Source organism: Streptomyces sp. NPDC088732 (genome assembly GCF_044751205.1).
Lineage (GTDB): Bacteria > Actinomycetota > Actinomycetes > Streptomycetales > Streptomycetaceae > Actinacidiphila.
On the sequence record NZ_JBIVLI010000016.1, the window covers coordinates 165,700 to 179,650 of the forward strand.

General features: G+C 73.1%; 14 protein-coding genes. 5 read left to right on the forward strand and 9 right to left on the reverse strand.

Annotation, left to right across the window (positions count from 1 at the left end; all coding sequences use genetic code 11):
* Nucleotides 1-9 precede the first annotated feature (9 nt).
* From ACIP9H_RS26530 to pdhA, 3 genes are read right to left on the reverse strand one after another with little or no spacing between them, the layout of a single operon-like run.
* Nucleotides 10-1,347: a dihydrolipoamide acetyltransferase family protein gene (locus tag ACIP9H_RS26530; RefSeq protein ID WP_401588460.1), complete on the reverse strand. Its 1,338-nt coding sequence runs from the start codon at nucleotides 1,345-1,347 to the stop codon at nucleotides 10-12.
* On the reverse strand, nucleotides 1,347-2,369 hold the full coding sequence (locus tag ACIP9H_RS26535) for an alpha-ketoacid dehydrogenase subunit beta (RefSeq protein ID WP_401588457.1): 1,023 nt from the start codon (nucleotides 2,367-2,369) through the stop codon (nucleotides 1,347-1,349). Before ACIP9H_RS26535 ends, ACIP9H_RS26530 begins: the two co-directional genes overlap by 1 nt.
* Complete coding sequence (gene pdhA, locus ACIP9H_RS26540) at nucleotides 2,366-3,466, reverse strand: pyruvate dehydrogenase (acetyl-transferring) E1 component subunit alpha (protein ID WP_401588455.1); 1,101 nt, start codon at nucleotides 3,464-3,466, stop codon at nucleotides 2,366-2,368. Before pdhA ends, ACIP9H_RS26535 begins: the two co-directional genes overlap by 4 nt.
* Nucleotides 3,467-3,617: 151 nt before the next feature.
* Between pdhA and ACIP9H_RS26545 the strand changes: the two genes are divergently transcribed.
* Nucleotides 3,618-4,160 carry an Lrp/AsnC family transcriptional regulator gene (locus ACIP9H_RS26545; RefSeq protein ID WP_360904689.1) on the forward strand — a complete coding sequence of 181 codons (543 nt, stop codon included), beginning with the start codon at nucleotides 3,618-3,620 and terminating at the stop codon, nucleotides 4,158-4,160.
* Here ACIP9H_RS26545 and ACIP9H_RS26550 read toward each other — a convergent pair.
* The 3 genes from ACIP9H_RS26550 to ACIP9H_RS26560 are packed head-to-tail and all read right to left on the reverse strand — an operon-like array spanning nucleotide 4,157 to nucleotide 7,133.
* Nucleotides 4,157-4,918 (reverse strand): alpha/beta hydrolase family protein, encoded by a 762-nt coding sequence (locus ACIP9H_RS26550; RefSeq protein ID WP_401588452.1) that lies wholly within the window; start codon nucleotides 4,916-4,918, stop codon nucleotides 4,157-4,159. The two genes, ACIP9H_RS26545 and ACIP9H_RS26550, sit on opposite strands and share 4 nt — an antisense overlap.
* A gap of 32 nt (nucleotides 4,919-4,950) precedes the next feature.
* A complete protein-coding gene (locus ACIP9H_RS26555; RefSeq protein ID WP_401588449.1) occupies nucleotides 4,951-5,595 on the reverse strand; it encodes a TetR/AcrR family transcriptional regulator in 645 nt (214 codons plus the stop codon).
* A 2-nt stretch (nucleotides 5,596-5,597) separates the two neighbouring features.
* Nucleotides 5,598-7,133 carry a 3-hydroxyacyl-CoA dehydrogenase gene (locus tag ACIP9H_RS26560; protein WP_401588446.1) on the reverse strand — a complete coding sequence of 512 codons (1,536 nt, stop codon included), beginning with the start codon at nucleotides 7,131-7,133 and terminating at the stop codon, nucleotides 5,598-5,600.
* A 134-nt stretch (nucleotides 7,134-7,267) separates the two neighbouring features.
* Between ACIP9H_RS26560 and paaN the strand changes: the two genes are divergently transcribed.
* A complete protein-coding gene (gene paaN / locus ACIP9H_RS26565; RefSeq protein ID WP_401588444.1) occupies nucleotides 7,268-8,944 on the forward strand; it encodes a phenylacetic acid degradation protein PaaN in 1,677 nt (558 codons plus the stop codon).
* 42 nt (nucleotides 8,945-8,986) lie between these two features.
* Here paaN and ACIP9H_RS26570 read toward each other — a convergent pair whose 3' ends face one another.
* A complete protein-coding gene (locus tag ACIP9H_RS26570) occupies nucleotides 8,987-9,553 on the reverse strand; it encodes a CGNR zinc finger domain-containing protein (protein ID WP_401961173.1) in 567 nt (188 codons plus the stop codon).
* Between the two features lie 125 nt (nucleotides 9,554-9,678).
* Between ACIP9H_RS26570 and ACIP9H_RS26575 the strand changes: the two genes are divergently transcribed.
* The 3 genes from ACIP9H_RS26575 to ACIP9H_RS26585 are packed head-to-tail and all read left to right on the forward strand — an operon-like array spanning nucleotide 9,679 to nucleotide 11,921.
* Complete coding sequence (locus ACIP9H_RS26575) at nucleotides 9,679-10,140, forward strand: VOC family protein (protein WP_401588439.1); 462 nt, start codon at nucleotides 9,679-9,681, stop codon at nucleotides 10,138-10,140.
* 55 nt (nucleotides 10,141-10,195) lie between these two features.
* On the forward strand, nucleotides 10,196-11,113 hold the full coding sequence (locus ACIP9H_RS26580; RefSeq protein WP_401961175.1) for a pyridoxamine 5'-phosphate oxidase family protein: 918 nt from the start codon (nucleotides 10,196-10,198) through the stop codon (nucleotides 11,111-11,113).
* Nucleotides 11,114-11,135: 22 nt separating this feature from the next.
* On the forward strand, nucleotides 11,136-11,921 hold the full coding sequence (locus ACIP9H_RS26585) for a TrmH family RNA methyltransferase (RefSeq protein ID WP_401961177.1): 786 nt from the start codon (nucleotides 11,136-11,138) through the stop codon (nucleotides 11,919-11,921).
* Here ACIP9H_RS26585 and ACIP9H_RS26590 read toward each other — a convergent pair.
* Together ACIP9H_RS26590 and ACIP9H_RS26595 are read right to left on the reverse strand one after the other, a co-directional pair.
* Nucleotides 11,902-13,248: an HTTM domain-containing protein gene (locus ACIP9H_RS26590; protein WP_401588431.1), complete on the reverse strand. Its 1,347-nt coding sequence runs from the start codon at nucleotides 13,246-13,248 to the stop codon at nucleotides 11,902-11,904. The genes ACIP9H_RS26585 and ACIP9H_RS26590 overlap by 20 nt on opposite strands.
* A complete protein-coding gene (locus tag ACIP9H_RS26595) occupies nucleotides 13,245-13,925 on the reverse strand; it encodes a DUF5819 family protein (RefSeq protein WP_401588429.1) in 681 nt (226 codons plus the stop codon). The genes ACIP9H_RS26590 and ACIP9H_RS26595 overlap by 4 nt, the downstream gene beginning before the upstream one ends.
* Nucleotides 13,926-13,951 lie beyond the last annotated feature (26 nt).

Below are 13,951 nucleotides of genomic sequence, written 5' to 3' on the forward strand. Positions count from 1 at the left end.
GAGCCGTACTCACACCCCCCGCAGCAGGACCGCGGGCTGCTCCACGCAGTCGGCCACGTAGCGCAGGAACCCGCCGGCGGTGCCGCCGTCGCAGACCCGGTGGTCGAAGGTGAAGGACAGCTGCACGACCTGACGCACCGCCAGCTCCCCTTGGTGCACCCATGGCTTGGGCGCTATCCGGCCGACTCCCAGCATCGCGGCCTCGGGGTGGTTGATGATCGGCGTGGAGCCGTCGACGCCGAAGACGCCGTAGTTGTTGAGCGTGAAGGTGCCGCCGGTCAGTTCGGCCGGGGTCAGCCGGCCGGCCCGCGCGGCCTCGGTGAGCCGGACGATCTCCGCCGAGAGCTCGTCCGTGGTGCGTGCCTGCGCGTCCCGTACGACGGGGACGACCAGGCCCCGGTCGGTCTGGGCGGCGAAGCCCAGGTGCACGGCGGGCAGCCGGACGATCTCGCCGCGCTCGGTGTCCACCGTGGCGTTGAGGTCGGGGTGGCGGGCGAGCGCCGCGGTGCAGATACGCGCGAGCAGGGCAAGTACGGACACCTTCGGACCGCCCGCCGCGTTCATCGCGGCCCGCGCCGCGAGCAGTTCGGTGGCGTCGGCGTCCACCCAGCACGTGGCGTCCGGGATCTCCCGGCGGCTGCGGCTGAGCTTCTCGGCGACGGCTCCGCGGATGCCCTTGAGCGGTACGCGGGTGCCCTCGGCGGCCGGCGCCGCGGGCGCGGTCTCCGCCGCGGGCACCGCGACGGCGCGCTCGACGTCCGCACGCAGGATCAGCCCGTCGGGGCCGGTCCCCTTCAGCGCGCGCAGGTCGAGCCCGTGCTCGCGGGCGATGCGCCGCACCAGCGGCGAGATGACCGCCACCGGCCCGGCCGAGCGGTCGTCGGCCACAAGGCGCGGGGCGGGAGCAGGCGCGGGCGCGGGCGCAGGCGCGGGCGCGGTGACAACCGCGGGGGCGGCCGCCGTCGCGAGCACCTGGCGGACCCGCCGGCGCCGCGCCGCGGGACCGCTCGTCCCGTAGCCGACCAGGACGTTCCCGGAACCGGAGTCCCCGCCGGGCGCGGCACCGCCGGCGCCCGCCGGACCCGCGTCCTCCGGGGACCGGGACTCCACCGCGACGGTGATCAGCGGGCGCCCGACGTCGAGGGTCTGGCCCTCCTCGCCGAAGCGGGCGGTGACGACCCCCCCGTAGGGGCACGGCACCTCCACCACGGCCTTGGCCGTCTCGACCTCGACGACCGGCTGGTCGATGGCGACGACGTCACCGACCCGCACCATCCACCGCACGATCTCGGCCTCGGTCAGGCCCTCGCCGAGATCGGGCAGCAGGAACTCGCGGACGACGGCCATCACGCCCCTTCCCACTGCAGCCGGCCGACGGTGTCGAGGATGCGGTCGACACCGGGCAGGTGGTGCCGCTCCAGCATCGGCGGCGGATACGGGATGTCGAACCCGGCGACCCGCAGGACCGGGGCCTCCAGGTAGTGGAAGCAGCGCTCGGTGACCCGGGCGGCGATCTCCGCGCCGATGCCGCCGAAGCCGGAGGCCTCCTGGACGACGACCGCGCGCCCGGTGCGCCGCACCGACGCCACCACCGTCTCGTCGTCGAAGGGCACCAGGCTGCGCAGGTCCACGACCTCCAGGTCCCAGCCCTCGTGCACGGCGGCCTCCGCGGCCTCCATGCAGACCGGCACCGAGGGGCCGTAGGTGATCAGCGTCGCCGAGCGGCCGGGACGCCGGACCACCGCCGTGCCGATCGGCGCCACCTGCTCCGGTGCCTCCGCCGACCAGTCGGCCTTCGACCAGTACAGCCGCTTGGGCTCCAGGAAGATCACCGGGTCGTCGGAGGCTATCGACGCACGCAGCAGGCCGTAGGCGTCGGCGACGGTGGCCGGGGTGACGACGTGCAGGCCCGGGGTGTGGGTGTAGTACGCCTCGGAGGAGTCGCTGTGGTGCTCCACGCCGCCGATGCCACCGCCGAAGGGCACACGGATGGTGATGGGCAGCGGCATCGTGCCGCGCGTGCGGTTGCGCATCCGGGCGACATGGCTGACCAGCTGCTCGAACGCGGGGTAGGCAAATGCGTCGAACTGCATCTCGACGACGGGGCGCATGCCGTACATCGCCATGCCGACGGCGGTGCCGAGGATGCCGGCCTCGGCGAGCGGGGTGTCGGTGCACCGGGTGTCGCCGAATTCCGCGGCGAGGCCGTCGGTGATGCGGAAGACGCCGCCGAGGGTGCCGATGTCCTCGCCGAAGAGATGGACGGCCGGGTCGGCGGCGAGGGCGTCGCGCAGGGCCCGGTTGAGGGCCTGCGCCATGGTCGCGGGCTTGCGCGCGGCGGCGACCGGGGTCGTGGTCGTGGTGCTCATGACTGGGCCTCGGCCTCCAGCTCGGCCTGCAGCATCGCGGCCTGCTCCCGCAGCTGCGGGGTCGGCTCGGCGTAGACGTGGGCGAACAGATCCATCGGGTCCAGGACCGGGTCCTGGTTCATACGCTCGCGCAGATCGGCCGCCATGGCCTCGGCGTCCTTCTCGGCCTGCGCGGTCAGCGCCTCGTCGAGCAGGTCGCGGGAGCGCAGCGCGCGCTCCATCACGGCGATCGGGTCGTGCTCGCGCCAGGCCTCGACCTCGGCGTCCTCGCGGTAGCGGGTGGCGTCGTCGGCGTTGGTGTGGGCGTCGATGCGGTAGGTGACGGCCTCCACCAAGGTGGGTCCGCCGCCCTCGCGGGCGCGGGCGACGGCCTCGGCCAGTACCGAGTGCACGGCCGCGATGTCGTTTCCGTCCACAAGGCGGCCGGGCATGCCGTATCCGACGGCCTTGTGCGCCAGCGAGGGCGCGGCCGTCTGCTTGGCGAGGGGCACCGAGATGGCGAAGCCGTTGTTCTGCACGAGGAAGACCACGGGCGCGCGCCAGACGGCGGCGAAGTTCAGCGCCTCGTGGAAGTCGCCCTCACTGGTGCCGCCGTCGCCGACCATGGCGAGCGCCACGACGTCGTCGCCCTTGAGGCGGGCGGCGTGCGCGAGGCCGACGGCGTGCGGGAGCTGGGTGGCGAGCGGGGTGCTGAGGGGGGCGACGCGGTGCTCGTGCGGGTCGTAGCCGGTGTGCCAGTCGCCGCGCAGCAGCGTCAGCGCCTCGACGGGGTCGACGCCGCGGGCGACGGCGGCGAGGGTGTCGCGATAGCTGGGGAACAGCCAGTCCCGCGGCTCCAGGGCGAGCGCGGCGGCGATCTCGCAGGCCTCCTGGCCGGTGCTGGAGGGGTACACGGCGAGCCGGCCCTGCTTGGTCAGCGCGGTGGCCTGCCGGTTGTACCGGCGGCCGCGCACCAGCTGTCCGTACATCGAGGTCAGAAGTCCGGCATCGAGGGCGCCGGCCGCAGGGGTGCCGAGCAGCCGGTACGGCTCGGCATCGGGCAGCAGCGGCGCCGGATCGGTGCGGGGGTGCCAGACAGGCTGGTCCAGGACGGTCATCGCGAGCACCTCCTCGTGGGCGTGTTCGAATCGGGGCAGCGGGTATCGCTCCCCCTACCGATTGTTCGGTCGCCGGAGGCAGTTTGGCTACAGGTGTGTTCCGCCTGTGGACAAACGGTTCTGCACAGCCTGAGATGGAGCCAGTACGTCCATGGTAGGGAGGCTCGGGGGCGTGACGGATTCCCAAATTTCTCGGGGGAGCTCCCCCGAGGCCCAGCCCGCGGCGGCGGCCGACCCCGCCGCGGCGGTCCGGCCGCTGGACGCGATCGACCGCACGATCCTGCGCTACCTCCAGGAGGACGGCCGGGCGTCGATACGGTCGGTCGCCGAGCGGGTCCACGTGTCACGGGCGAACGCGTACGCCCGCATCAACCGGCTCATCGAGGACGGCGTCATCCGCGGCTTCACCGCCCGCGTCGACCACGAACGGGCAGGTCAGGGCGCGTCCGCGTACATCACCTTGAAGATCGTGCAGAACTCCTGGCGCACCGTGCGCGAGAAGCTGCTGGAGCTGCCGGGGGTGGCGCACATCGCCCTGGTCAGCGGGGACTTCGATGTGCTGATGCTCGTGCACACGCCGGACAACCGCAGCCTGCGGGAGCTGGTGCTCACCCGGATCCAGGCGGTGCCGGAGGTGCTCAGCAGCCGCACTCTGCTGGTCTTCGAGGAGACCGACCGGGTACTGACCGATTAGCCGGCGCCGCCCCCGCCGGAGCCGCCCGCGTACTTCGCCAGGAAGTCCGTCACGGTGGCCCAGTTGGCGTCGTCGGTGAGCATGCCCACCCCGTGCATGGGGCCGCCGACGATCTCCAGCCGGTTCTCGGGGGCCTTCGTCGTCGCCTTGTGCAGGGCCTTGCCGGCCTCGGCGAACTCGGTGTCGCCGGCCGCGGCCATGTAGAGCACCGGCGCCGTCAGACGGGGGACCGCGGAAGCGGCGTCCGTCACCCCGTAGTACTCGGGGGCGGACAGCGAGACCACGGCGTCGACCGGCGGGTTCACCTCCACGGCCCCCGCGAGGACGCCCGTGCCGCCCTTGGACGCGCCCATGAGCAGCACATGCCGGGCGCCCTTGGCGCGCAGCAGGGCCACGCCGGCGACGACCTCGGGCACCTCGCTGCCGTTGGAGTCGACGACCAGCACGCGGTAGCCGTCCCCGGCCAGCAGTTCCGCCTGCGGCATCCACTGGCACAGGTCGCCGTCCGACTGGTGCATCAGCAGCACGGCCGCGGCGCCCTTGCCGCCGAGCCAGGCGTCCACCGGGTTGCCCTCGGTGTCGTCGTAGGAGGTGGTCCCGGACTTGGCCTGTGCCTCGGTGAGACACCCGAAGTCCTCCGGCGGCGTTGCCCCGGCGGCGGCCTTCCCGTTTCCCGTGCCCCCGCAGCCCGCGAGAAGCAGCAGCACGGCGGTGGCCAGCGGGGCGCGTACACGGGCACGGACCGTCAAGGGCAGCATGCGCCGAGCGTGAGGGTTGGACTAGACCAACGTCAAGATATCCGCAGCCCGTCGAACGCCAGGCGCACCACGGCGTCCACGACCGCCGCGTCCTCCTGCTCCGCCGCCTCCGCCGCCGGCCCCGCGTTCCCGGCGCCCGGCACATGCGGCCGGTACCACTCGACAAGGGAGTTGATCATCCCGAAGAGCAGCCTGGTGGCGAGCCTCGGCGCCACGTCCACCCGCAGATCGCCCTCCGACACCGCGGACTTCAGCAGATCGGCGACCCGGTGGTCGAACTCCCTGCGGCGCTCCATGGCCCAGCGCTCGGTCTTGGTGTTGCCGCGCACCCGCAGCAGCAGCGTGACGTAGGGCAACTCCGTCATCAGCACCTCGGTGGTGCGCCGCGTGACGTACTCCAGGCGCTCGACGGCGCGCCCGCGCCGCGCCGCCGGCTCCTCCAGGATGCCGAACAGGCCGTCCAGGGCGCGCCCGACGGCCCGCTGCAGCAGTTCCTCCTTGCCCCGCACATGGTGGTAGATGGAGGACTTGGAGATGCCCGCGGCCTGCGACAGATGCTCCATGGACGTGCCGTCGTAGCCGCGCTCGTTGAAGACCTGCACGGCGACGGCGAGCAGCGAGTCCGGAGTGTAGGTGTCCCGCTTCGGGGCGGAGGTGTCGCGCGGTGCCATGGTCATGATTAGAGCAGTCCCCCCTTGGCCGCCGCGCGCCGGTTCAGCAGGCGGGACGGCGCGTAACGGCCGGTGGGACAGGCCTCGTGCAGACCGCGCAGCACCTCGACGACCCACGCCGGGCCCAGCTCGTCGCCCCACGCCAGCGGCCCGCGCGGGTAGTTCACGCCCAGCCGCATCGCGGCGTCGATGTCCTGCGGCGAGGCGACACCGCGCGCGACCGCGTCGGCGGCGAAGTCCACGAGCATCGCCACGGTACGGCTGACGATCATGCCCGGTGCGTCGTCGATGACGCTGACCTCCTTGCCCAGCGCCTGGAACAGCCCGATCGCGGCCCGCACCGTCTCCGGACGAGCCGTGTCGGCGGGTGCGACGGCGATACGGGTGGCGGCACGGTAGTCCAGCGCCAGGTCGAACTGCACCCAGTCGCCGGCGTCGTCGTCCTCCAGGTGGTCCGGCGTGGCCTGGATGCCGTTGGCCAGGTAGAGCCGCCCGCCGCCGGGCAGCTCCAGGTAGGCGTCGGAGGCGTCGGAGACGTCGCCGGCCACCACCTCGATGCCCGCCTCGGCGATCATCCCGGGCAGCCGGCCCGCCGGACCGGACGGGCTCACGTGCGCGGTCACCTTGGAGGGCGGGTCCTCGGGCCCGGCCGTGTGCGGCAGGGGCGGCGTCGCGCCCGGCGCGTGGTCGTACCAGCCGTGCCCCGCCTTGCGCCCCAGCCACCCGGACTCCACCAGGCGGCGCTGCGCGAGGGACGGGGTGAACTTCGGGTCCTGGAAGAAGGAGTCCCACACCGACCGCGTGACCGCCTCGTTCACGTCCTGGCCGATCAGGTCGGTCAGTTCGAACGGCCCCATGCGGAAGCCGCCGCTCTCCCGCAGCACCGCGTCGATGGTGGCCGGGTCCGCGACCCGCTCCTCGTACAGGCGGAACGCCTCGGCGTAGAAGGGGCGCGCGACGCGGTTGACGATGAAACCGGGGGTGTCGGTGCAGCGCACCGGAGTCTTGCCCCAGGCGGCGGCCGTGTCGTACGCGGTCTGCGCGGCCGCCTCGTCGGTGGCGGCGCCGGACACCACCTCCACCAGGGGGAGCAGCGGGGCGGGGTTGAAGAAGTGCAGCCCCACCAGGCGGCCCGGCCGGCGCAGCGCGCCGCCCACGGCGGTGACCGACAGGGAGGAGGTGTTGGTGGCCAGCAGGCAGTCCTCCGCGACCACGCTCTCCAGCGCGGTGAAGAGCTGCTGCTTGGCGCCGAGCTCCTCCAGGATCGCCTCGACGACCAGCGACGCTCCTGCCAGGTCCTCGATCGCCGGCGCGGCGGCCAGCCGGCCGCATGCCGCGTCGCGCTCCCCGGGGGTCATGCGGCCCTTCTCGACCAGCCGGTCCAGCCGCTCCGCGACGGCCCGCTCGGCCTGCTCGGCACGGCCCGGGCCGGTGTCGTGCAGCAGCACCGAGTGCCCCGCGACCAGCGCCACCTGCGCGATTCCCTGGCCCATGGTGCCCGTGCCGACAACGGCGATCGTGCTGGATCGGTCAAGAGCGCTCATCGTCGCCTCTGCTCCTCGCCACTTGTCCACAGGTTCGGCAGGCCCCCTTGTCCCGACCGAACATTCGGTTAATCTAGCCGTGTTGCCAGCACCCTGCCCACCCGTAGCACCAGCTCGACGAGGAGTTGGCCCCCATGGCTGCCGTTCTCACCGCTGTCCCGCTGATCGAAAAGCATCGCGAGACGCTCGACAAGGCCCTCGAGGCAATCCGTACTCGCGAGTACTGGTCTCCGTACCCCGAGCACCCCAAGGCATACGCCGACGCGGAGACCGGCAAGGCCGCGTTCGACGCGCTCCACGGCACCCGCTTCGACCTGGGGCAGCCCGGCACCGACGGCTGGACCGGCGGTGAGCTCTCCCCGTACGGGATCGAGCTCGGCACCGAGTACCCGCACCCCGACGTGGACGTGCTGCTCCCCGCGATGCGGGCCGCCATGCCGGCCTGGCGCGAGGCGGGCCCCGAGACGCGCGCCCTGGTGTGCCTGGAGATCCTGGCGCGGATCAACGCGCGCACCACGGAGATGGCCCACGCCGTCATGCACACCTCCGGCCAGGCCTTCATGATGGCCTTCCAGGCCGGCGGCCCGCACGCCCAGGACCGCGGTCTGGAGGCCGTCGCGTACGCCTACGCGGAGCAGGTGCGCACCCCGGGCGCGGCCGAGTGGACCAAGCCGCAGGGCAAGCGGGACCCGCTGGTCCTGCGCAAGGCCTTCACGGCGGTGCCGCGCGGCGTCGCGCTGGTGATCGGCTGCAACACCTTCCCGACATGGAACGGCTACCCGGGCCTGTTCGCCTCCCTGGCGACCGGCAACCCCGTGCTGGTCAAGCCGCACCCGCGGGCCGTGCTGCCGCTCGCGCTGACCGTGCGCATCGCGCGCGAGGTGCTCGCCGAGACCGGCTTCGACCCGAACCTGGTGTGCCTGGCGGCCGAGCGCCCCGGCGAGGGCCTGGCCAAGACCCTCGCCCTGCGGCCGGAGATCCGCATCATCGACTACACCGGCTCCACCGCCTTCGGCGACTGGCTGGAGGCCAACGCCCGCCAGGCGCAGGTCTACACCGAGAAGGCCGGCGTCAACACCGTCCTGATCGACTCCACGGACGACTACAAGGGCCTGCTGTCCAACCTGGCCTTCTCCCTGTCGCTCTACAGCGGCCAGATGTGCACCACCCCGCAGAACTTCCTCATCCCCCGCGACGGCGTGCCGACCGACGCCGGCCACAAGAGCTTCGACGAGGTGACGGCCGACCTCGCGGCGGCCGTGAGCGGTCTGCTCGGCGACGACGCCCGCGCCAACGCCCTGCTCGGCGCCCTGGTCAACCCCGATGTGAAGGCCCGGCTGGAGGCCGCCGCCTCTCTCGGCGAGGTCGCCCTCGCCTCGCGCGAGGTCGCCCACCCCGAGTTCCCCGGCGCCGTGGTCCGCACCCCGCTGATGGTCAAGCTGGACGGCGCCAAGCCGGACGACGAGGCCGCCTACATGTCGGAGTGCTTCGGGCCGGTGTCCTTCGCCGTGGCCATGGACTCCACGGACGACGCGCTGGAGCTCCTGCGGCGCACCGTCCGCGAGAAGGGCGCCATGACGGTCGGCGCCTACACGACCTCCCCCGAGGTGGAGGGGAAGGTCGAGGAGGTCTGCCTGGAGGAGGCCGCCCAGCTCTCCCTCAACCTGACCGGCGGGGTGTACGTCAACCAGACGGCCGCCTTCTCCGACTTCCACGGCTCGGGCGGCAACCCCGCCGCCAATGCCGCGCTGTGCGACGGCGCCTTCGTCGCGAACCGCTTCCGGGTCATCGAGGTCCGCCGCCCCGCCTGATCCGCGAGCGCCCGCACCACTGCCCCGTCCGGAGGAGCCCTGTCACTCCGGACGGGGCTCCTTTGTGCGCGCGTGGTGCCGCGACGCCTTCGCGCGGTTGCCGCACACCGCCATCGAGCACCAGCGGCGCCGGCGGTTCTGCGAGGTGTCGAAGAAGTGCAGGACGCAGCGGTCGTGGGCGCAGGCCCGGATCCGCCCCGGATCGGCGGCCAGCAGCTCCACGTAGTCGTTGACGGCGATCCACGGTGCCCGCCAGGCCGGCAGGTCGGTCTCGACTTCCTCCGCCGGGCGTCCGTCGGGCCCGATGAGGCGCCGGACCCGCCCGTGGGCGAGTACCGCGTTCAGCCCGTCCAGTGCCTCCCGCGACGGCGCCCCGGGATCGCGCACCGCCACCGCGAGTGCCTCCCGGGCGGCGAGCAGCGCCTCCCGTGCCGCCGCATCCTGCGGGCAGTGCCCCGCCAGCTTGTTCGCCGCCAGCCAGACCGTCAGGCCGTCGGGCTCGGCCAGCAGGTCCCGCGGCCCGTCACCGGTCATCCACCGCGTGTTGAGGAGGTCCAGCGAAAGGGGTTCCCCGGGCAGCGGACGCGGGTCGATCACGGGCGACGACATGCCCCCCACTCTAACCCCCTTAGGGGTTGATACCGGTTGACCGTCTCCAGGCTAACCCTTACGTTCGTAGAGAACGGTTAACCCGGACGAGCCGGGCGACCACGACCGAGGGAGTCACCGCCCCCATGACCACAGCCGCCGCACCCACCTCCCTGCAGACGGGCCACGTCGGCCTCAACGTCACGGACCTCGACCGCTCCCTCGCCTTCTACCAGCGGGTCTTCGGCTTCGATGCCGCCGAGGGCGCCGACGGGGACCGCCGCTGGGCGTTCCTTTCGCTGGGCGGCGCCCTGGTCCTGACCCTGTGGCAGCAGAGCGAGGGCGACTTCGCCGCATCCCGGCCGGGCCTGCACCACCTGTCCTTCCAGGTCGACTCGGTCGAGGAGGTCCGGGCCGCCGAGGACGTGCTGCGCGAGCTCGGCGCCTCGTTCGCCCACGACGGCGTGGTCCCGCACGGCGAGGGCGCCCCGTCCGGCGGCATCTTCTTCGCCGACCCGGACGGCATCCGGCTGGAGATCTTCACCGCCTCCGGCGCCGACACCGCCCCCGCACCGCACGCGGAAGCCCCCACCTGCGGGTTCTTCTAACCGCGCGCAACGCACACGCGCACGTCCCGACCCGCTGTCCAGGAAGGACCACGGCATGACGACCGACACGGCGAGCACCTACCACCCCGGCGAGCGGGCCGTGCAGACCCGCGCCGGCGTCCTGGTCCGCGCCGACCATGTGGGCCGCGGCATCCGTGACGACGTCCCCGCCGTCGCCGCGGCCTTCCTGGAACAGCGCCGGATGATCGTCGTCGGCGCCGCCGACGCGCGGGGACGGCTGTGGGCCTCGCTGCTCACCGGCCCGCCCGGCTTCGTGCGCTCCCCCGACGCGCACACGGTCGCCGTCGCCGCCCGGCCGCACCCCGACGATCCGCTGGCCGCCGCCCTCGCGGGCCCGGCCCGGGTCGGGACGATCGCCGTCGAACCGGAGACCCGGCGCCGTATGCGGGTCAACGGCACCGCCCGCCCGGACGGCGACGGCCTGCTGATCCGCACCGAGCAGGTGTACGCCAACTGCCCCAAGTACATCCAGCGACGCGAGCTGACCGCCGCGGGGCTGCCCCCGGCCACGGGCGGCCGGGCCACGCACGGCAGCGGGCTGACCGCCGCCCAGCAGGAATGGATCCGCGCCGCGGACACCTTCTTCGTCGCGACATCCGGCCCCGACGGTGCCGCCGACGCCTCCCATCGCGGTGGCAACCCCGGCTTCGTGACGGTGACGGACGGCCACCGGCTGCGCTGGCCGGACTACAGCGGCAACTCCATGTTCATGACGCTGGGCAACATCACCACCCGGCCCGCGACCGGGCTGCTCTTCCCCGACTGGCGGACCGGCGGCGTCCTCATGCTGACCGGCACGGCCCGCGTCGCGTGGGACGGCGACCCGGACGGCGAGGACGGACGCGGCGTGGACTTCACCGTCACCGAGGCCGTCGAACTGCCCGGCCTGAGCACCCTGCGCTGGGGCGCCCCCGAGTTCTCCCCCGCCAATCCGCCGGTCCGGGAGGCCTGAGCGCTGCCCCTAGGCTGAGGCCATGAGCACGGACGACACCCGGCGGATCACCCGGGAATGGCGGGAGGCCGCACCTGGAGCCGTCCTGCTGGACGGCTTCCACGCGCTGAAGCACGCGCTGCGCTTCGGGGCCCGGATCCACACCGTGCTCACGTCCGACAAGGCCGCGGTCCTGGCCCTGGCGGCCGACCTGGCCAAGGACGTGGCCGCGGCCGTCGACACCCAGGCCGTCGAGGTCCCCGCGGACGTCCTGCGCGAACTCGTGCCCCGGATCCACCCGACGGGCATCGCCGCCCTCGCCGCGCGCCCCGGCCGGGAGGCGAATCTGCGCGTCCTGTCCGAGCAGCCGCGCAAGGCGCCCGTCGTCGTCCTCGACGGCCCGCGCAATCTCGGCAACGTCGGCGCCGTCATCCGTCTCGCGGCGGGCTTCGGCGCCACCGGAGTCGTCACGGTCGGCGGCCCCGACGACCTGGACCCCTGGCACCCGAACGTCGTCCGGGCCGGGGCCGGGCTGCACTACGCGACCGCGGTGGAGCGGCTGGCCCCCGACGCGCTGCCCCCCGGACCGCTCTATGTCCTGGACCCCGAGGGCGAGGACATCCGCCGCGTGCCCCTTCCCGACGACGCGCTGCTGGCCTTCGGCTCGGAGCGGCACGGGATCTCGCCCGGTCTGCGGGCCCGGGCCACCCGGCTGCTGGCCGTGCCGATGCGCCCCCAGGTCTCCAGCTTCAACCTCGCGACGACGGTCGGCATGGCCCTGTTCCACTGGCTGCCGGACACGGCCGTCGTCACACCGGAAGGTCCGTAGCCGCGGGCTCCGCGGTGCCGCGGCCGGGGGCCGGCACCACGGGGCGCCCGCCGGCGTCGCCACGGCCCGCGCGTCCCCGGCGCACCAGCCGGCCGGCGCGGTCGCCGGCCCAGCGCAGGAAACCCGTCGGAAGGAAGACCGCGTCGGCCGCGATCATCGCCAGGGAGAAGATCGGCAGGCCGAGGACGACGGCGATCGAGGCGTGCTCAACGATCATCAGCGCGAGCAGCACGTTCTTCACGCGGCGGTTGAAGAGGGTGAACGGGAAGGCGACCTGGACGATCACCGTCCCGTACGTGATCACCATGACCATCAGGCCGCTGCTCGCCATCGCGTGCGACAGCTCCGGCCACGGGCTGAAGTCGTCCAGGTGGAGCGGGTAGTACAGCGCGGTGCCGTCCTGCCAGCGCGAGCCCTGGATCTTGTACCAGCCGGCCGTGGCGTAGATCAGGCACACCTCGACGACGATGACCAGCATCGCCGCGTTGTGCGTGATGTTGGCGAACACGTCGAGGAGCGTGCGCGGCTCACCGGGCGCATAGCGGCGCACTGCCCACCACACCGCCTGGAGCAGCAGGACGCCCCAGAGGAACGGGGTCCAGCCGAGCCACGGCAGCATCCCGTCGGCCCAGGTCAGGCCGGTGCTGCCGAGCAACTGCGCGATCAGGAGGAACAGGCCCAGGACGATCCACAGGGCGATCCCGGTGGCCTCGCCCTGCTGCTCGTCCCCGCTGCGCGCGCGGCGGCGGGCGTCGAGCGACCACACCTGGCCGCAGCGGGTGAAGACCAGGTAGATCGCCATCAGGTGGACGACGTTGTCGCCGCCGTCCCCCATGAAGACGCTGCGGTTCTGCAGCGACAGCACGCCGATCATGAACAGCAGCGAGGCGGTCCGGGTGCGCCAGCCCAGCAGCAGCATGACGCTCGCGGCGATGCCGGCGGCATAGACGAACTCGAACCAGACGCGACCGTCGCTCCACATCAGGACGGTGAAGGCGTGGTTGTCCGCGATCAGCCGGCTCGCCTGGGCCCAGCCCCACACGCCGTCGGGTCCGTAGAGCTCGTCGCGGTGCGGGAACTCGCGGAGCAGGAACAGCAGCCAGGTCAGCGCGATGCCGATCCGGACGACCGCGCTCTGGTACGGGCCGATGGCGGTGCCGGTGACGCGGACGAGGGCGCGTGTCAGCCCGCGGTCGGCCGCGGTGGCCAGGCCCGCGAAGGGCGACGGCACCTCGGACGGAGTGGGAACGGGCGCGGAAGCGGGGTCGGGAACGGGCGAGGGAGCCGGGACAACGGAGTGGTCCGGAGTGTTCACGGGCTCGGTCACGACGCGTCCTCCTGCCCCGCGGCGGCGGACTGGCTCCGCGGGGTCGCGATCCACCACGGGAGCACCTGGAAGGTGGTGCGCGTGTCGGTGTTCTCGGGGTTCCAGACCGGTGCGGCGACCGCCGTCGTGCCGGTGCGCACCTGGACGCGTTCCACGTCGCCGCCGTCGAGCCGGGGGCCGAGGCGCCGCTCCACGATCCTTTGCAGGTACTCGCGGCTGAGGTCGCCGCGCAGGCCGATCGGCTTGTTCTGGTCGCCGTGCGTGGTGCTGTAGAAGGTCCAGGCCCGGCGCAGCTCGTTCTGCTGGGTGTGGCTGGGGGCGATGTTGTGCCGGATCGCGGCGATGTCCATGGCCGTGAGGTCGACCCAGCCGGTGGTCGACTCGCCGGCGTCCGCCTTGCGGACCTCGGCGCGCGCCCAGACGTGGATGTTCTGCTGGAGCGGGTTGGGCGCGAAGAGCTTCCAGTTCTGCTCGAACTCGGGGTAGACGTAGTCGCCGACCAGGTCGCCGTGCTGCTTGGAGAGGGTGTTCTCCGGGGCGACGTGCAGGAACACCATGAGGAGGTGCACGGCCACCCCGACCAGCGCCGCGGCCAGCGCGAACGCGACCGCGATCCGGGAGGGCCGCGACAGCGCGAATATCCCGGTCGCTCCCCCGGGCCCTTCGGGTGGCTCCATGGTGGCTCTCGCTCCTGTTCCCGTGC